Raw genomic sequence first — 18755 nt, 5'->3', positions numbered from 1 at the left:
CGCTCTCCCGGCCCCGTCGGCGACCGCTGAAGGGTCCCCCGCTAGTCCGTCGGCCGCTTCGGCTTCGGCCGCCAGACCACCAGCGCGCTGGTCTGCTGCACGTCCTGGTACGGCACCAGGTCCCGGCGGTACGAGGCGTGCACCTGGGCCTCGCGCTGCTGCATGGCGACCGCCGCACCGTCCACCGCCGCCGAGAGCTCGGCGACGCGCTGCTGGAGCGCGGCCACCTGGTTCTCCAGCTCGATGATCCGCTTGATGCCCGCGAGGTTGATGCCCTCGTCCTGCGACAGCTGCTGCACGGTGCGCAGCAACTCGATGTCACGGGCCGAGTAGCGCCGGCCGCGCCCGGCCGTACGGTCCGGGGAGACCAGGCCGAGACGGTCGTACTGGCGCAGCGTCTGCGGGTGAAGGCCCGAGAGCTGGGCCGCGATCGAGATCACGTACACCGGGGTCTCATCGGTCAGCTGGTACGGATTGCGTCGACGGCCGTCCATCTCAAGCTCCCTTCGCAGCCTGGAACAGTTCCGCCCGCGGGTCCTCGTCCGCGGTCGCCTTCCGGTAGGCCTCCAGGGCGTCCCTGGCCTCCTGGCCCAGGTCCCTGGGGACCGCGACCTCCACGGTGACCAGCAGGTCGCCGCGGGTGCCGTCCTTGCGCACCGCACCCTTGCCCCGGGCGCGCATCGTACGCCCGTTGGGGGTGCCGGCGGGAAGTTTCAGGGTGACCGGCGGACCGCCGAGGGTGGGGACCTTGACCTCGCCGCCGAGCGTCGCCTCCGGGTACGTGACGGGCACGGTGACCGTGAGGTTGTCGCCCTTGCGGCCGAAGACCGGGTGGGCGTCGACGTGGACGACGACGTACAGATCGCCGGCCGGACCGCCGCGTTCGCCCGCACCGCCCTTGCCGCGCAGCCGGATCCGCTGGCCGTCGGAGACGCCCGCCGGAATCCGCACCTGCATGGTGCGCGCCGACTTCGCCCGGCCGCTGCCCTTGCAGACGTCGCAGGGGTCCTGGGCGATGAGGCCCCGGCCCTTGCAGTCGACGCAGGGGTCGGTGAGCGAGAAGCCGCCGCCGCTGCCGCGCGAGACCTGGCCGGTGCCGACACAGGTCGGGCAGACCCTGGGGGTGCCGTTCTTGTCGCCGGTGCCGGAACACGCCTTGCAGGGCGCCTGGCTGGACATCCGCAGCGGGACCGTGGCCCCGTCGACCGCCTCGGTGAAGCTGAGCGTCACCTCGGACTCGATGTCCTGGCCGCGCTTCGGCTGGACCCGGGTGCCGGTGCCGCCGCGGTTGAACAGCCCGCCGAAAACGTCGCCGAGACCGCCGCCGCCGAAGCCGCCGCCCGCACCGCCCTGTCCGCCGCCCGGGGCGCCTCCGCCGAAGAGGTCGCCCAGGTCGAAGTTGAAGTTGCCGCCCGCACCACCGGGGCCGGCCCGGAAGCCGCCGTTGCCGAAGAGTGCGCGCGCCTCGTCGTACTCCTTGCGCTTCTTGGGGTCACCGAGGACGTCGTTCGCCTCGGAGATCTCCTTGAAGCGCTCCTCCGCCTTGGCGTCACCCTTGTTGGCGTCCGGGTGGAACTCGCGGGCGAGCTTCCGGTACGCCTTCTTGACCTCGGCGTCGGTGGCGTCCTTCGGGACGCCGAGGACCTTGTAGTAGTCCTTCTCGACGAAGTCCTTCGTGCTCATCGACGTCCCTCCTTCCGGACGATCGGCCGAGCGGCCGGCCCGTGGGCCGGCCGCCGGGCCGGTCGGTGTGCACCGTGGTGATCAGACGCGTTGCCGTCAGACCTCCTCGGTGCCACCGCTCTCCTCGTCATCTGCCTTCTTCTCTTCCTTCGCCGCGGCGGGCGTGGCGCCCGGCTGCGGCTCGGCGACGGCCACCCGCGCGGGGCGGATGGTGCGCTCGCCGATGCGATACCCCGGCTGCAGGATCGCCACGCAGGTCGTCTCGGTGACGTCCGGCGCGTAGCTGTGCATCAGGGCCTCGTGGATCGTCGGGTCGAAGGGCTCGCCCTCCTTGCCGAACTGCTGGAGGCCCAGCTTCGCGACGGTGGTCTCCAGCGATTCGGCGACCGACTTGAAGCCGCCGACCAGCTCGCCGTGCTCCCGCGCGCGGCCGACGTCGTCGAGCACGGGCAGGAGCTCGGACAGGAGGTTCGCGACAGCGATCTCCTTGACCGTCACCCGGTCCCGCTCGACGCGGCGGCGGTAGTTCTGGTACTCGGCCTGCAGCCGCTGGAGGTCCGCGGTGCGCTCGCCGAGCGCGGTGCGTACCTGGTCCAGCTGTGCGGTCAGACCGACGCTCGGGTCGGTGTCCCCGGCCGGGGCCGCCGCCTCCTCCTCGGAGGGTGCGGCAGCCTTCGGCTCGGCGTCATCAGGGGTGGCGCCGGAGGGGACGTCGGGCTTCTCCTCGAAGCCCGGAGTCTCCTCGGTCACGCCGCACCGCCCTTGGTGTCCTTCTCGTCGTCCACGATCTCGGCGTCGACGACGTCGTCGTCGGCGGCCTTGGCCTGACCGTCGCCCGGGGCCTCGGCGCCCGGGGTCGCACCCTCGGCCTGGGCGTTGGCGTACATCGCCTGGCCCAGCTTCTGGGAGACGGCCGCGACCTTCTCGGTGGCCGTACGGATCTCGGCGGAGTCCTCGCCCTTGAGCTTCTCCTTCAGCTCGCCGACAGCGGTCTCCACCTCCGTCTTGACGTCAGCGGGGACCTTGTCCTCGTTGTCCTTGAGGAACTTCTCCGTCTGGTAGACGAGCTGCTCGCCCTGGTTGCGCGACTCGGCGGCCTCGCGGCGGGCGTGGTCCTCCTCCGCGTACTTCTCGGCCTCTTCGCGCATCCGGTTGACCTCGTCCTTCGGCAGCGAGGAGCCGCCGGTGACGGTCATCTTCTGCTCCTTGCCGGTGCCGAGGTCCTTGGCGGCGACGTGCATGATGCCGTTGGCGTCGATGTCGAAGGCGACCTCGATCTGCGGCACACCGCGCGGGGCCGGCGGCAGACCGGTCAGCTCGAACATCCCGAGCTTCTTGTTGTACGCCGCGATCTCGCGCTCGCCCTGGTAGACCTGGATCTGCACGGACGGCTGGTTGTCCTCGGCCGTCGTGAAGATCTCGGAACGCTTGGTCGGGATCGTGGTGTTGCGCTCGATGAGCTTGGTCATGATCCCTCCCTTGGTCTCGATGCCGAGGGACAGCGGGGTGACGTCGAGGAGCAGGACGTCCTTGACCTCGCCCTTGAGGACACCGGCCTGGAGCGAGGCGCCGATGGCGACGACCTCGTCCGGGTTCACACCCTTGTTGGCCTCCTGGCCGCCGGTCAGCTCCTTGACGAGCTCGGCGACGGCGGGCATACGGGTGGAGCCACCGACGAGAACGACGTGGTCGATCTCGGAGAGCTGGATGCCCGCGTCCTTGATGACGTTGTGGAACGGGGTCTTGCAGCGGTCCAGGAGGTCCGCGGTCAGCTGCTGGAACTGCGAGCGCGTGAGCTTCTCGTCCAGGTGCAGCGGGCCCTCGGCGGACGCCGTGATGTAGGGCAGGTTGATCGTGGTCTCGGTCGAGGACGAGAGCTCGATCTTCGCCTTCTCCGCGGCCTCGCGGAGACGCTGGAGAGCCATCTTGTCCTTGGACAGGTCCACGCCGTGCCCGTTGGCGAACTGCTTCACCAGGTAGTCGACGACGCGCTGGTCCCAGTCGTCACCACCGAGCTGGTTGTCACCGTTGGTGGCCTTCACCTCGACGACGCCGTCGCCGATCTCCAGGAGGGACACGTCGAAGGTGCCGCCACCGAGGTCGAAGACGAGGATCGTCTGGTCGTCCTTGTCGAGGCCGTACGCCAGGGCGGCGGCGGTCGGCTCGTTGACGATGCGCAGGACGCTCAGGCCCGCGATCTCACCGGCCTCCTTGGTCGCCTGACGCTCGGAGTCGTTGAAGTACGCCGGGACGGTGATGACCGCGTCGGTCACCTTCTCGCCCAGGTAGGACTCGGCGTCGCGCTTCAGCTTCTGCAGGATGAAGGCGCTCATCTGCTGCGGGTTGAAGCTCTTGCCGTCCAGGTCGATCTTCCAGTCAGTGCCCATGTGGCGCTTGACGGAGCGGATGGTCCTGTCGACGTTGGTGACCGCCTGGCGCTTCGCGACCTCGCCGACGAGCACCTCGCCGTTCTTGGCGAAGGCGACGACGGACGGCGTGGTCCTGGCGCCTTCGGCGTTGGTGATGACGGTGGGCTCGCCGCCTTCGAGAACGCTGACGACGGAGTTAGTCGTGCCCAGGTCGATGCCGACCGCACGTGCCATTTCAATTCCTCCAACTGACTACTTGAGTGGATCTGACTCAAGAATGCATGACGCCGACCCAGGAGTCAACAGACCTGAGTCGCCCACACTCAACTTAAGTGCTTATCCCGAGCACATCTGCGCTGACAGCGCGCCCCACCACCCCATCCGCGCACGCCACACCCCTCGCGCACCACCCACCCCACCGTCTCACCATGGGATCGTTCTGTCACAAATTGCCGTGAGACGGTCACAACCGTCACCGACCGGCAGGTTTCACCGTGGATCGTCACACCATCGAACCTCGAACCCCGGGCGGGCGCGATGCAGAACGCGAGGAAGCCGCGCGTACGGCAGAAGAACCGGAAGAGCCGGAGGAACCAGGGCCGACCACCCCGACCCCGCGCGGCGCCGAACGTCACGGAGCCGCGCGCCCCCCATCCGTACGAGGAGAAGCCCCATCCGCACGAGCGCGGCCCCCATCCGTACGAGGGAAAGCCCCACCCCCGCCCGACCGTGACCGGAACGGCCAGGAGCCACTTCCCCTCGCGCCCCGCCGCCCGCCTGGCCGGCCTCACCGACCGGGCCGGGCGGCTGGCTGACCGCTTCCTGCCACGTACGACGGCCGAACGCGCGCTGGACCTGATCCTCGGCATCTTCCTGCTGATCCTGACCGCCCCCGCCGTCGCCGTGACGGCCCTCGCCCTGATCGCGCGGAAGGCCCCGGGCGGCGCCTGGGACCGCAGACCCCGGGCCGGTCTGGGCGGCCGGGTCTTCGAACTGCGCACCCTGCGCACCCGCAGGCTCCGGCTGGACCTGTTCTCCCGGCTTCCGCACGTCGTGCGCGGCGAACTCTCCCTGGTCGGACCCGCCCCGCTGGCCCCGGGCGACCCACGCGTCACCGGGCCGGGGGCCCGGCGGTGGCGGCAGGAATTGCGGCCGGGCCTGACCGGACTGGCCCAGGTGCGCGCCCGCTCCGGCATGCCGTGGGACGACCCCGCCCTGCTGGACCAGCACTACGCAGAGCACCATGGAGTCGTACTCGATCTGGCGGTCCTCGCCGAAGCCGTACGCGGTCCCCTGCGATCGGGGCTCCGGAAGGTCCGCCGAACCAAGGCACACCTGAGCGACACAGATCACCGCCCGCCCGGCTGCAGCGGGGTGGACTAAGTGGATAGTGTCAGCACAGACTAATTAAGTTACTGCTTAGTAGTAGCGGGCAGTAGCCACTGGACCCCGCTCTCGCAGGCCCGAGGAGCCCCCAAAATGCAACTCGCCGCGATCATCGTGTCGCTGGTGCTGACGGTCGTCGGCGTTGCGCTCATCACCCGAGCCGTCGCGCAGATCTACCGCTTCGTCCGTCTCGGACAGCCGGTACCAGCAGGCAGCCGCACCGACGACCCCAAGCAGCGGACGATCACCCTGGTCAAGGAGTTCCTGGGCCACACCCGGATGAACCGCTGGGGCATCGTCGGCTTCGCCCACTGGTTCGTCGCGATCGGCTTCCTGACGCTGCCGCCCACGCTGCTCCAGGCGTACGGCCAGCTCTTCCAGGCCGACTGGGTGCTGCCGATCATCGGCACGTTCCTGCCGTTCGAGATGTACATCGAGTTCATCGGCCTGATGACGGTCGTGGGCATCGTGGCACTGATGGTGATCCGGCTGCTGAACCTGCCCTCCCGGGCCGGCCGCAAGTCGCGCTTCGCGGGCTCGAAGGCCTGGCAGGCGTACTTCGTCGAGTACATCATCCTGACGATCGGCCTCGCGATCCTGGTGCTGCGCGGGCTCGAGGGCGCGATCCACCACGTCGAGAGCTACGACGCCGCGTACTTCGTGTCGTACCCGCTGGTGCTCGCCTTCAAGGGGCTGAGCATCAGCACGCTCCAGACGCTCATCTACTTCACCGCGATGATCAAGATCGGCACCTCGCTGATCTGGATGATCACGGTCTCGCTCAACACGAACATGGGTGTCGCCTGGCACCGCTTCCTCGGCTTCCCGAACATCTGGTTCAAGCGGAACGCCAAGGGCGATGTCGCCCTGGGCGCGCTGCTGCCGATGACGTCGGGCGGCAAGGAGATCGACTTCGAGGACCCGGGCGAGGACGACACCTTCGGCGTTTCCCAGGTCGAGCAGTTCTCCTGGAAGGGCATCCTCGACTTCTCCACCTGCACCGAGTGCGGCCGCTGCCAGTCGCAGTGCCCCGCCTGGAACACCGGCAAGCCCCTCTCGCCGAAGCTCCTGATCATGTCGCTGCGCGACCACGCGCACGCCAAGGCCCCCTACCTCCTGGCCGGCGGCGGCAAGGACATGGAGGGCAACGAGAAGGCCACCGAGGAGCAGCTCAAGGACGTTCCCGCGGCCGCCCTCGCCGAGGCCGAGCGCCCGCTGATCGGGACCGCCGAGGAGAACGGCGTCATCGACCCGGACGTGCTGTGGTCCTGCACCACCTGCGGCGCCTGCGTCGAGCAGTGCCCGGTGGACATCGAGCACATCGACCACATCGTCGACATGCGCCGCTACCAGGTGATGATCGAGTCCTCGTTCCCGTCCGAGGCGGGCACGATGCTCAAGAACCTGGAGAAGAAGGGCAACCCCTGGGGGCTGGCCAAGAAGGCGCGCGTCGAGTGGACCAAGGAGGTCGACTTCGAGGTCCCGATCGTCGGCAAGGACATCGAGGACCTCACCGAGGTCGACTACCTGTACTGGGTCGGCTGCGCGGGCGCCCTGGAGGACCGGGCCAAGAAGACCACCAAGGCCTTCGCGGAGCTGCTGCACATGGCGGGCGTCAAGTTCGCGATCATGGGCGGCGACGAGAAGTGCACCGGTGACTCCGCCCGCCGCCTGGGCAACGAGCCGCTGTTCCAGCAGCTCGGCCAGGAGAACGTGGCCATGCTGAACATGGCGTACGGCGAGGACGACGAGGACGAGACGACGAAGAAGCCCAAGTCGTCGAAGAAGATCGTCGCGACCTGCCCGCACTGCTTCAACACGATCGCGAACGAGTACCCGCAGCTCGGCGGCGAGTACGAGGTCATCCACCACACGCAGCTGCTCCAGCACCTCATCGACGAGGGCAAGCTGATCCCGGTGACCCCGGTCGAGGGCCTGATCACGTACCACGACCCCTGCTACCTGGGCCGGCACAACAAGATCTACACCCCGCCGCGCGAGATCATCGCGAAGGTCCCGGGTCTGCGGAACGAGGAGATGCACCGCCACAAGGAGCGCGGCTTCTGCTGCGGCGCCGGTGGTGCCCGGATGTGGATGGAGGAGCGGATCGGCAAGCGCGTCAACAACGAGCGCGTCGACGAAGCCCTCGCCCTCAACCCGGACATCGTCTCCACCGCCTGCCCGTTCTGCCTCGTCATGCTGACCGACTCGGTCAACGGCAAGAAGAACGACGGCCAGGCCAAGGAGTCCATCCAGGTCGTGGACGTCTCGCAGCTCCTCCTGGAGTCCGTGAAGACGCCGGCCGACCCCGCGGGCGAGCAGGAGCAGGTGGACGCGCCGGAGCCCGAACCGGCAAAGTGATGTAGCGCATCGACGCGATGAGCGGCCAGACCTGCCTCGGGGGCAGGACCGGCCGCTTTTCCGTGCCCGGGACCCGGGGCCCCGCCTGCCGGACGTGACGACCGCCGCAGGCGAACTGTGAACTCGGACATGTACGCGACGACGTATCTGGAGCATCATGTGCCCCGGAGAAACCCGCGACGGCTACCGCCACAGCTCCCGGAACACCTCCTGGAACTGCGACGGCTACCGCCACAGCTCCCGGAACACCTCCTGGAACACCTCCCCGGCGGCGGGGACACCGGTTCACGACCGACGACCGACGAACGAGGCCCCCGTGCGCCCACGCACCAGCACCGAGCACCCGCAGGCAGCGGTCACCAGCAGGGTGACGGCCGCCCTCGCCGCGGGCTGTACGGCCCTGCTGCTGGCGCTCACGGCCTGCGCGGGCCCGTCCTCCGCGTCCAACGGCAAGAACGGCGACACCCCGCCGGCGGCCCAGTCCCGGTCCCAGTCACGTACCCAGGCCCAGGCGGAGACGGTGAGCACCCCCGTCCCGCGCGGCACCGGCAGCCGTGTCCCGTACGACTTCAACGGCGACGGCCACCGCGACCTGGTCATCGACGACCTGGTGAAGGCCCCCGAGGACAGCCACGGCGACGACGCGGGCATCGGCATCGTGTACGGCTCCGGCGACCGCGACCGCCCCCTGGACCCGGCCGCCCGGCAACTCCTGAGCGCCCGGGCGAACGCGGCGAAGTCCGGCGACACCCTGCCCGCCGCGTTCGACTCCGAGGCCGCCTGCGACCTGGACCGGGACGGCTTCACCGATCTGATCGTCTCCACCGACCCCCCGTACAACGGCATCGGCGCCCCGCCCGTCCCCCTCCAGATCCTCTTCGGCTCGCCGCAGGGCCTGACGGGCAAGGCGGTCACCGTACGCATCCCGCAGCAGGCCCGGTTCGGCAACGAGTGGCCCGAGCAGCCGGTGTGCGGCGACTTCGACGGCGACGGCAGGGCCGATCTCGCGGTCACCGCCAGCGCCGGCCAGGTCACCTTCCTGCACGGCCCCTTCACCCGCACCGGGGCCCCGCGCGGCGCGGAACTGCTGCCCGACGGCGGCCCGTACCTCTACGCCCCCGAGCCCAGGACCGACGCCAACAAGGACGGTTACGACGACCTCGTCGCCGCCGCCCGCCCGCACGCCCCCGGACAGGCGGGCAAGGGCACCCTCCTCCTCGGCTCCGCGAAGGGCCCGGCGGGTCCCGGCAGCGCGTACGCGTTCGCCGCGGAGGACCTCCCCACCGCACCGCTGAAGACGACGGGCGCCACCCGCACCGCCCTCCTGGACCACGGCGACTACGACGGCGACAAGAAGCCGGACACGGTGGTGCGGACGTACCGCGGCGAGCGGCAGGACCTGATCGCCCTCTACACGGCGGGTAACACGGCCGAGCCCGCCGTCACCTTCTCCACGAAGCTGTTCCTCCCCTGAACTCCCCCTCCCGGGCCCCGGGGTGCGGCCCCTAGGGGATGTCACAGCTCGGCCGCAATGGCGGACGGGTTCCCCCGGCCCCCACTCCCCACCCCCGGGGACCAGGTACGTTCGACGGGTGGCTGGATTCAGGATCGGACGCGGCCGGGACAACCGCACCCCGCAACAACCGCAGCAGCAGCGGCAGCAGCCGTACGGAGGGCAGGCACCACAGCCGCCGTACGGTGCTCAGCCGTGGCCGACGGCAGGAGGCCCGGCCAACGGCGCCGCGCCACCGCCGTACGGAAACCCGCAGGCCCCCTCGTACAACGACGGCGGCTACGCGGGACACGGCCAGGGCGGACAGGGCGGCTACGGCGGGCACGGCGGCCAGCACGGCCACGGCGGCCACGGCGAACCGGAGTACTTCGGCGACCCCTACGCCGACCCCGCGCCCCACGACCCGTACGCGAACAACCCGGGTCACACACAGGCGTTCCGCGTCGACGAGGACCCGTACGGCGACGGCAACACCTACCGCGCCGGCTCCGCCCCCGCCCAGCCGGCGGGCCCGCGGCTGCGCTGGAAGGACCTGCTGACCGGCATCGTGACCCGCCCGGGTCCGACGTTCTGGCAGATGCGGGACTACCCGGTCTGGGGCCCGGCGCTGGTCGTCACCTTCGTCTACGGTCTGCTCGCGCTGTTCGGCTTCGACCAGGCCCGCGAAGAAGCGATCAACGCGACGATCTCGACGGCCATCCCGTACGTCCTGTTCACCGGCATCGGCTTCGTCATCGGCGGCCTGGTCCTCGGCGCGGTGACCCACACCCTGGCCCGCCAGCTCGGCGGCACGGGCTCGTGGCAGCCGACGGTGGGCCTGTCGATGCTGATCATGTCGATGACCGACGCCCCGCGGCTGCTCTTCGCCCTCTTCCTGGGCGGCGAGAACTCGCTGGTCCAGATCATGGGCTGGCTGACCTGGCTGGCGGCGGGGGCGCTGTTCACGTCGATGGTCAGCAAGTCGCACGACCTGCCGTGGCCGAAGGCGCTGGGCGCATCGGCGATCCAGCTGATCGCGCTGCTGTCGATCATCAAGCTGGGCACGATCTGAGCGAGTGACGCGCAAGAAGGCCCCGGAACGCGGAAGCGTTCCGGGGCCTTCTGCACAGGTCTTGCCCTCGACAGGCCCTACGCGTCGAGAACCTGCCCGTCCCGCCGCACGACGGGCTTCTCCACGCTCCACGGGAAGTTGATCCACTGATCGGTCTTCTTCCACACGTACTCGCACTTCACGAGGGAGTGGGACTTCTCGTAGATGACGGCGCTGCGGACCTCGGCGACGTGGTCGACGCAGAAGTCGTGGACGAGCTTGAGGGTCTTGCCCGTATCAGCGACATCGTCGGCGATCAGAACCTTCTTGTCGGAGAAGTCGATCGCGTTGGGGACGGGCGCCAGCATGACGGGCATCTCCAGGGTGGTCCCGACCCCGGTATAGAACTCCACATTGACCAGATGGATGTTCTTGCAGTCGAGGGCGTAAGCGAGCCCGCCCGCGACGAAGACCCCGCCCCGCGCGATGCTCAGCACGACATCGGGCTCGTACCCGTCGTCGGCGACGGCCTGGGCGAGCTCGCGCACGGCGCGCCCGAAGCCCTCGTAGGTAAGGTTTTCCCGCACGTCACTGGCCACGACTGATCACACCTGAGTCCGATGGAAGTTCTGGAAGGACCGCGAGGCGGTCGGCCCCCGCTGCCCCTGGTACCGCGACTCGTAGCGCTCGGAGCCGTAGGGGAACTCGGCGGACGAGGTCAGCTTGAACAGGCAGAGCTGCCCGATCTTCATGCCCGGCCAGAGCTTTATGGGCAGGGTCGCGAGATTCGACAGCTCCAGGGTCACGTGCCCGGAGAACCCGGGGTCGATGAACCCGGCCGTCGAGTGCGTCACCAGACCGAGCCGCCCGAGCGAGCTCTTGCCCTCCAGCCGTGAGGCCAGATCGTCGGGGAGCGAGATCACCTCGTACGTGGACGCCAGCACGAACTCGCCCGGGTGCAGGATGAACGCCTCATCCCCCTCGGGCTCGACGGTCCGCGTCAGATCGGGCTGTTCGACGGCCGGGTCGATGTGCGGGTACCGGTGGTTCTCGAACACCCGGAAGTAGCGGTCCAGCCGCACGTCGATGCTCGACGGCTGCACCATCGAAGGGTCGTACGGATCGATACGGACTCGCCCGGCGTCGATCTCGGCCCGGATGTCCTTGTCTGAGAGAAGCACGCCCCGAGGATACGCAGAACGCGCGAGCCCGCCCCAACCGGACCACCCGCGCGCCCCTGCTCCACGTCTCCGCGACTACCGCTTCGCTACCACTTCACCACCGCCGGCGACCGCCTGCGACCGTTCTGCCACGACTACCGCTTCTCGAACGCCACCGGCACGGCCTGCCGCAACCGGGCACACCGAGGACACCGGATCAACCGCCCGGGCCCGATCCGGCCGGCCCCGAGCTGCTGCATCGGGAACGACGAGGTAGCAAAAACGTGCCCTTCGGCACAGCGGACGACGGTGCGCTCCATCGACTCCATCAAGTCCCTTCCCCAACCACATATGGACGAGAACGCCACATTAGGGGATGAACAGGACGCCACTCCACGCGGCACTCCGACCACCCACGCTACGCCCCCAACTCCCGCCCATCACACCCCCGTCCACACTCCTCCCAGCACCACGCACACGACACGAAGGCCCCACGGCGCATCTGCCGGGGGCCTGACATGGGGTAGAGTGTGGAACGATGCAGCGCCGGTGATCGGCATGCTTCGCGGGTGTAGTTTAATGGTAGAACATGAGCTTCCCAAGCTCAGAGCGCGAGTTCGATTCTCGTCACCCGCTCCACGACTAAGGCCCAGGTCATCGACTTGGGCCTTGTTTATTGTCCGGACCTGTCTCGGTGCTCCTCCCTGACCGAAGCCGAGAGAGGGCACGCGTGAGCGGCACGTCGTACTGGTCCTTGTCCTCTTCCCAGTAAGCGAGTACCCGGGCCGTGGCCTCAGCCATGTCCGTGGGCAGATCAGCCGCACGGAGAGTGTCGGCGACCTCTTCCATCTCGGGCGCCCAGCGCCAGGCTCGGGCTGCGACACTCGGCAGATACTCCGGATCGGAGAGGATCGCGGAGATCATGACCTCGGCTTCGGCCGTGAGGTGCTCGCCGACTCCATGGGCGTCGGCGAGCGCATGAGCCACGCCGGCGAGGGTACGAGCGGCCTTCTGGTAGCTGGCAAAGGCCATCTTCAGAGCGGAAGCGGAACCGGGCGTGTCACCGACCCGGCACACGTGCAGAGCAGAATCCGTGAACAACGACGCCACCAGGTCGACGGCAGAGCCGACCCCCGCGAGATAGAGCCGTGTCGAACGCCCCTCGCCCGGCGGCTGACCGAAAACGGCACCGTCGACGACTGCGGAGCCGGGGCGGATCTCCTCGGCGATGCGCCGTACGCGTTGAGGGCTGATGGCATTGGCATCGGCGTACACCCCCGCGAAGCCGTGTGCGGCCACTGCCGCCGCAACGTCCTCCGCCGCCTGCGGTGGGCAGGCCGAGAGAACGACCGCGCTTCGGGACAGCGCTTCCGCGAGCGAGCCGCACGCCGTGGCACCGGCCACCCTCGCGCGGCGCCACGTGTTCTCGCTTCGGTCCTCGGGCACCCACAGCACCTCGTGACCGCCGACGACAAGCTCGCCGGCGACCGCAGCGCCCATGGACCCGGGGTGCAGGACGGTCACGGTGGTCATGGGCTACCTCCGGCGGGATACGACGTGGCGGGTGTTCCTCGTCCACATGATCCGCTGTCGCCCGGCAGCGACGGCGAAGGGCTCGGCACCTGATGGCGGAACACGGCTGCGGCACTCCTGCCCCAACAGCTCGTCTCACGCTGAAGCCGCGTCATGGGTACCGTGCAGGAGACGAACTCTGTACGGACAGACCGGCGGTTGCGCCGGATCGTCCGGCGGCCGGGAGGTGTCCTGATGCTGGAGGAAGCCGAGGAGATCGGCAAGCGCGCTCGCAGGGCGAGGCTACGGCTGGGCATACCGCAGGCCGACCTGGCGACGGCCCTCGGGAAGTCGCAGGGCTGGGTGTCGAAGATGGAGCGTGGCCTGATCGAGCTGGACCGGGTCGGGCTGCTCAATCAGGTGGCCGCAGAGCTGCACGTCCATCCGAACGACCTGATCGGACGCCCGTACAGCAGCTCCCCCGACGACAGCCAGTGGCAGATCGCCGCCTCGTCGATCCTGCGCGAGCTGCGCCGCTACGACCTCGTCCCCGTCTTCGACGGGGCTCCGCGACCGGCATCACAGCTATGGCGTGACGTGACCCGGCTGCACCGCCTGCGGGACACCGCCTCCAACGTCGCGATTCTCCGAGTTCTCCCGGATCTGTTCCGGGAAGCGCGCGCTCTGGCAGAGGACTCGGACGGGCACGAGCGGGAGGAGGCGTACGCCGTCTACGCCGTGTGCTGCAAGTTCGCACACACCGCCGCACACGCCCTCGGGCACCCCGAACTGGTGGCCATGGCATGCGAACGGGCCGCGCGGTCAGCCAGGTTGTCAGGAGATCCGGTGCTGCCTGCCGTCGCCGACTGGATGCGCGTCTGGGACATGTGGGCGACGGCTGACTGGACCGACGCTCTGACGCTCTCGGACAAGGCGATCGCCTCGGTGCAACAGCCGTACGAGCACGGTGATCCGCTGGCCGTGCGGGCTTGGGGCACGCTTCAGCTTCGGGCGGCCATCTCCGCCGCTCGGGCCAACCGCCCATCGGAAGCGGAGGACCGGATCGGGCACGCGAAGGACGCGGCGGAACGCATGGACGCGTACGTCGGGACACCGGTGTACGACCGGCATTCGCTGACGTTCTCCGCCGGGAACGTGCAGATCCACGCGATCAGCGTGGCCCTGGAAATGGGTGAACAGGGCAAGGCGCTGGAGATAGACCGCCGTACCAGCCCAAGCTTGGTCGGTTCACTGCCCAACTCCCGTCAGGTCACCACCACATGGACGTCGCGCGGGCCTGGCTGTGGGACGGGAACCGGGCAAAGGCCCTGGCCGAGTTGGAGACGGCTGAGCGGATCGCGCCGCAGCTCGTACGGAACCACCCCATCGCCCGTTCAACGCTTCGCAGCATCGTCTACGCGGAACGAGCAGCCACGAGGGAGAAGCTGCGGCACATGTCCGACCGCTTTCACCTGGACGGATAGGGGTCGTATTCCTCCAGCTCATATTCGAGGCCCGTCCTGTTCCTAACTTCGGGGCATGACGCGACGACGTTCTTCTCACCTTCCCCCGCAGGGAGCCGAGTTAGGTACGGCAGCACCGTTCGTTCCACGGCTCGGCGACCTCGCCACAGACAGCGCTCGCGATGGCCGTGTGGGTGTCGTGGTCGCTCTCCCTGGTGAGGGTTCTGCTACGACGTACCACCTGCGTCCGCCCGGGGGCGGGGCCCCGTGGTCCGCGCCCGCCGACGGGAAGACGCTCAGTCCCGTGCCGGTGAGGGCCACCCACGCCACGCTCTCGGCCGGACGGGACGCGGTCTACGACCCGCGTGCCCGGCAAGGATCGGTTCCCATCGAGTTCCACTTGGACGACGGCTCGACCCTCGATGGCGCGCTCATCCTCACCTCTGCCGAGCTGGAGCGGCTGCACCAGCAGACCAGCCGCCTCGTCGACGCACACGGACGTGCCCTCGGCGGTACCCCGTGACCGGGGCTCGACGACGCCACGCACGAAAGGCCGCGCCGCGCTCCGTACGCCCCGAAGGCGGAGGCATCGCGCTCACGACTGTGGCCGTCGCCGGCCTGGTGGACGGGGCCTGGGGGCTGCGTGAGCAGGCCGCCCCGCTCCTCAACGGCCTCGGTCACCGGCCCGCCGCCGTCGCGCCGGACGCGAGCCCACCCGCCGACCACTGAATCCGCTCCGCTGGCCAGGTGGTTCGACCCACGTTCCCGGCCCACGGAGCCTGCCATGCATCCGGAACATCCAGGCGTGATTCTCCAGGGAGAGATCGTGGACATCCCGTACATCGTCATCGACCAGCTCACCCCCGACCAACAGCAGGTCTGGAAAAACTACTTCGGCGACGCCGACCGGCCCCGCTACATCGAGGAAGGGATCTGGCGCCGTACGCAGGAGAAGGCCACGGCCGAACAGAGCGGCTGGACAGCAGCCGACGACGCCCGGCGGCGGATCATCCACTACCGCTACCGGTACGGCCTGGTCCCCACCACCGCCGCGCCGGCCATCGGCCTGACCGACCTGTACCTCTACCACTCCGCTGCCGCTCCTGCGGACGAGATCGACGCGCACCACGCCGCCCTGTGGGACTCGCTCGCCACCGGCGGCTGGAAGGAGGCTCCTGGCGGATTCTTATGGACACGTCGGGATCTGAAGTGCCGGATCACGGAGCACGACGTCCACCCCCAGGACGCGGCTGCGGGCCGTACCCTCCCCGTCGGCTACCGGAGCCTGGACGTGCAGATCGTCTCGGTTTCCTACGAACCGCCGCCCGCTGTCCGGCAGTTGCCGTGGAACGTCCTCTCCACCGGGATCAGGTGCAAGGACCGCCCCGGTACGCCGACCCGCGTCCCGGACCTGTCCGTCCTCACGGACCTGCTGCCGTTCCAGGTGGAGATCGGATGCGGTACGTCGGTGGAGGCGGGCATCCCGCCCCTGCACCGGCTCCACGAGATCTACCGGGTCACCGACCGTCAAGGCCACGAGCCTCGGGAACACCGCTTCACCCTCTCTCCGACAGCGGACACGCTCCTCCACGAGGTGCTGACGGAGCCGGAGGAGAAGACGGCGGAATTCGTGGAGATGTTCCGCGCCTGCTTCCTGGCCGAACCGACTCCGGCCATGTGGGCGCTGACACAACTCAAGGACGCCGGGCACCTCGTAGGCCCGGTCATCACCAACAACTTCGACGTGCTCGCCGCGCGCGCCGGGCTCGACGAGTGCTTCATGCGCCGGTACGACCAGGCCGTACCCGACGTCGAGTGGGTCGATGGCGCCAAGGCCCTGCTCGTCGTCGGCCTGCATGCCGACCGCCGCAAGGTCCAGGCGCGCGCCCGCGCTCGCGGCATGCAGGTCGTCTACCTGGACCCGGAGGGCTTCTGGCGCGACGGCCCGTTCATGCCGTACCCGCTGGAAGGGCCTCAGGATGGCGACCTGGTGTGCCGGGCGACCGCCGCCGAGGCACTGCCAGCCCTCGTCAACCTGCTGAAGCAACAGGCCGGTTGATCCACCTGCACAAAGAGGGCCCTGCCGGGTGTTGGCGCTAGCGTGACGCACCCGGCCGGCCCGGACTCCCCTGGGCGGTCGAGAGGCAAGGAAAGGAGCGTCGACCCATGCGCGTATCCGTCATCGGCTGTGGTCACCTGGGCATCCCCCACGCCGCTGCCATGGCCGAGATCGGCCACGAGGTCATCGGCGTGGACCTGGACCAGGCGAAGATCGACCGCCTCAACGCCGGTGAGTGCCCCATCTACGAGGACGGCCTGCCCGAACTCCTCAGCACCCACACCGCCACTGGACGCCTCCGGTTCACCACGAGCCTCGCAGAGGCGGCCGAGTTCGCCGACGTCCACTTCCTCGCGGTCGGCACACCTATCGATGCAGACGGACGAAGCTACGACACCGGACAGGTCTTCGGCGCAGCCCGCGCCCTCGCCCCGCACCTGACCCGCCCCACGGTCATCATCGGCAAGTCCACGGTCACCGTCGGCACCTCCCGCGAACTCGGCGCCCTCCTCGCCCGTCTCTCCCCGGCCGCTGAGGACGTGGAGGTCGTCTGGAACCCCGAGTTCCTGCGCGAGGGCCACGCCATCGACGACACCCTGCGCCCCGACCGGATCGTCGTCGGCGTCCCGTCGGCCCGCGCCGAGGACGCGGTACGTGAGGTCTACGCACCCCTCCTCACGAACGGCATCCCGCTGTTCGTGACCGACCCCGCCACAGCCGAACTCATCAAGGGCGCCGCCAACGCCTACCTCGGCATGAAGATCTCCTTCATCAACGGCGTCGCCGACATGTGCACCGCCGCCGGAGCCGATGTCCAGCAGCTCACCGAGGCCATCGGCCTGGACCCCCGCATCGGCCGCGGCGGCCTGAACGCCGGCCCCGGCTACGGCGGCGGCTGCCTCCCGAAGGACGTCCGCGCCTTCACCGCTTCCGCCCGTACCCTGGGCGCCTCCGAGGCAGCGACCATGCTGCGCGCGGCGGAGGAGGTCAACGAATCCCGCCCCACCGCCGCGCTGAGGCTCATCGAGCAAACGCTCGGCCGACCCGTCGACGGCGTACGCATCACCGTCTGGGGCGCTTCCTTCAAGGCCGGCACCGACGACGTCCGTGAATCCCCGGCCCTGGCGATCGCCGCGCTCATGCACCAGCGCGGCGCGACCGTCACCGTCCACGACCCGCACGCCGTACCCACGGCACTGCGCCGCCACCCCGAACTCGACTACTGCGAAGACCTCGAAGGCTCGCTCGCGGACGCGGAGTTGATCGTCCTGGCCACCGAATGGCCTCACTTCCGCGAGGCCGACCCCAAGGCACTCGCCCCACTGGTAGCGGACCAGGTCCTCGTAGACCTCCGCAACCTCATCGACGCCGACGCCTGGCGCATGGCCGGATGGACCGTACGCCAGCTCGGCCGCCCCGCACAGGAATAACCGAACCGAACCCATCGATCGGAGGTCCGACGTGGACACCCTGTGGGACAACATCGAGAAGCTCTCCGCAGTCTGCCGAGCGGCCGGCGCTCACCTCCCCGACGAGGAGCTCAAAGCCCTCCAGGTCGGCAAGGTCGCCGAGGAAGCCGGCGAGGCCATGCACGCCCTCCACGGCCTGAAGGGCCTCACCACCTGCGGCGACGACCACACCTGGTCCGAGGTCCAGAACGACCTGGTCGGCGCCGTCATCGCCGCCCTCCTGGCAATGCACTACATCGATCCCACGGGTGCCCGCGCTACCTTCGAGGAGATCCTTCACCGCCGGACGCGAAGGGGCCGCGAGGCCGCTGCTACGGCCTGACAGCCTCCGGACGTGGCCGTCAACCGCTCCGATTGGACGCGGGCGGGGCCACGTCCGGCACACAAGCGGCGCCGGGCACCCGCTCCCAGCGCGGTAGAACTTTCCCTACTTCATCAAGGCAGCGCGCTCCGCTCGCCGCGCGCTCCCCGGCTCACCGCTGGAGCCTGACGCTCCTGCCTTCGGCCCGCTCTGGCCCCGCTAAGCCGGTCGCGCGGCTGAAGCAAGCACCATGGTGGGGAAGAAACCCGCTGTGGCTAGGGCGGTCGGCTCCACGGCTTTAGCCACCTCCTCGGTTCGGACCCCTCGTCGATCAAGACCAGGGGGCCACGCGCTTAAATTCCGGGCAGGATCACAGCCTGCCCAAGTTGCCGACCAGCGTAGGGCCCCTGATCATGATCGACCCCCAACCATGCAGGACACCGGCCAGA

General features: G+C 69.3%; 16 protein-coding genes, 1 tRNA gene and 1 pseudogene. 11 read left to right on the top strand and 7 right to left on the bottom strand.

What is annotated here, in order from left to right; all coding sequences use genetic code 11:
- Nucleotides 1–41 precede the first annotated feature (41 nt).
- From ACSMXR_RS19500 to dnaK, 4 genes are all read right to left on the bottom strand, one after another.
- Nucleotides 42–494 (bottom strand): heat shock protein transcriptional repressor HspR, encoded by a 453-nt coding sequence (locus ACSMXR_RS19500; protein ID WP_007452885.1) that lies wholly within the window; start codon nt 492–494, stop codon nt 42–44.
- Nucleotide 495: 1 nt separating this feature from the next.
- Entirely contained in the window at nt 496–1683 is a 1188-nt protein-coding gene (dnaJ, locus tag ACSMXR_RS19495) for a molecular chaperone DnaJ (protein ID WP_473169523.1), read from the bottom strand.
- Between the two features lie 96 nt (nt 1684–1779).
- Nucleotides 1780–2433, bottom strand: coding sequence for a nucleotide exchange factor GrpE (grpE, locus tag ACSMXR_RS19490; RefSeq protein ID WP_137229838.1), 654 nt, complete (start codon nt 2431–2433; stop codon nt 1780–1782).
- Nucleotides 2430–4286 carry a molecular chaperone DnaK gene (dnaK, locus tag ACSMXR_RS19485; RefSeq protein ID WP_137229836.1) on the bottom strand — a complete coding sequence of 619 codons (1857 nt, stop codon included), beginning with the start codon at nt 4284–4286 and terminating at the stop codon, nt 2430–2432. The genes grpE and dnaK overlap by 4 nt, the downstream gene beginning before the upstream one ends.
- Nucleotides 4287–4781: 495 nt before the next feature.
- Between dnaK and ACSMXR_RS19480 the strand changes: the two genes are divergently transcribed.
- From ACSMXR_RS19480 to ACSMXR_RS19465, 4 genes are all read left to right on the top strand, one after another.
- A complete protein-coding gene (locus ACSMXR_RS19480; RefSeq protein WP_473172408.1) occupies nt 4782–5435 on the top strand; it encodes a sugar transferase in 654 nt (217 codons plus the stop codon).
- A gap of 96 nt (nt 5436–5531) precedes the next feature.
- A complete protein-coding gene (locus tag ACSMXR_RS19475) occupies nt 5532–7799 on the top strand; it encodes a heterodisulfide reductase-related iron-sulfur binding cluster (RefSeq protein WP_473169522.1) in 2268 nt (755 codons plus the stop codon).
- A gap of 316 nt (nt 7800–8115) precedes the next feature.
- On the top strand, nt 8116–9273 hold the full coding sequence (locus ACSMXR_RS19470) for an FG-GAP repeat domain-containing protein (protein ID WP_473172407.1): 1158 nt from the start codon (nt 8116–8118) through the stop codon (nt 9271–9273).
- Between the two features lie 118 nt (nt 9274–9391).
- Nucleotides 9392–10363, top strand: coding sequence for a Yip1 family protein (locus ACSMXR_RS19465; protein ID WP_473169521.1), 972 nt, complete (start codon nt 9392–9394; stop codon nt 10361–10363).
- 77 nt (nt 10364–10440) lie between these two features.
- Here ACSMXR_RS19465 and ACSMXR_RS19460 read toward each other — a convergent pair whose 3' ends face one another.
- Nucleotides 10441–10941 (bottom strand): phosphoribosyltransferase, encoded by a 501-nt coding sequence (locus ACSMXR_RS19460; RefSeq protein ID WP_018514097.1) that lies wholly within the window; start codon nt 10939–10941, stop codon nt 10441–10443.
- Between the two features lie 6 nt (nt 10942–10947).
- Complete coding sequence (dcd, locus tag ACSMXR_RS19455; protein ID WP_003967584.1) at nt 10948–11523, bottom strand: dCTP deaminase; 576 nt, start codon at nt 11521–11523, stop codon at nt 10948–10950.
- A gap of 544 nt (nt 11524–12067) precedes the next feature.
- On the opposite strand from dcd, the gene ACSMXR_RS19450 reads away from it, so the two are divergent.
- Nucleotides 12068–12141, top strand: a tRNA-Gly gene (locus ACSMXR_RS19450).
- A gap of 15 nt (nt 12142–12156) precedes the next feature.
- Here the strand turns inward: ACSMXR_RS19450 and ACSMXR_RS19445 are convergent.
- Nucleotides 12157–13035 carry an NAD(P)-dependent oxidoreductase gene (locus tag ACSMXR_RS19445; protein ID WP_473169520.1) on the bottom strand — a complete coding sequence of 293 codons (879 nt, stop codon included), beginning with the start codon at nt 13033–13035 and terminating at the stop codon, nt 12157–12159.
- A gap of 234 nt (nt 13036–13269) precedes the next feature.
- Here ACSMXR_RS19445 and ACSMXR_RS19440 point away from each other — a divergent pair.
- From ACSMXR_RS19440 to ACSMXR_RS19415, 6 genes and pseudogenes are all read left to right on the top strand, one after another.
- A pseudogene (locus ACSMXR_RS19440) lies at nt 13270–14498 on the top strand (helix-turn-helix domain-containing protein).
- Between the two features lie 283 nt (nt 14499–14781).
- Entirely contained in the window at nt 14782–15000 is a 219-nt protein-coding gene (locus ACSMXR_RS19435; protein WP_137229824.1) for a hypothetical protein, read from the top strand.
- An 80-nt stretch (nt 15001–15080) separates the two neighbouring features.
- Nucleotides 15081–15206 carry a hypothetical protein gene (locus ACSMXR_RS19430; RefSeq protein WP_473169519.1) on the top strand — a complete coding sequence of 42 codons (126 nt, stop codon included), beginning with the start codon at nt 15081–15083 and terminating at the stop codon, nt 15204–15206.
- A gap of 97 nt (nt 15207–15303) precedes the next feature.
- Nucleotides 15304–16536, top strand: a complete 1233-nt coding sequence (locus ACSMXR_RS19425; RefSeq protein ID WP_473172406.1) for a hypothetical protein — start codon at nt 15304–15306, stop codon at nt 16534–16536.
- Nucleotides 16537–16643: 107 nt separating this feature from the next.
- A complete protein-coding gene (locus ACSMXR_RS19420) occupies nt 16644–17966 on the top strand; it encodes a UDP-glucose dehydrogenase family protein (RefSeq protein WP_473169518.1) in 1323 nt (440 codons plus the stop codon).
- Between the two features lie 31 nt (nt 17967–17997).
- Nucleotides 17998–18327 (top strand): MazG-like family protein, encoded by a 330-nt coding sequence (locus ACSMXR_RS19415; RefSeq protein WP_473169517.1) that lies wholly within the window; start codon nt 17998–18000, stop codon nt 18325–18327.
- The last annotated feature ends 428 nt before the right edge of the window (nt 18328–18755 follow it).

Source organism: Streptomyces sp. DSM 106670 (assembly GCF_055792845.1).
This window is presented reverse-complemented; position numbering and strand designations above follow the sequence as displayed.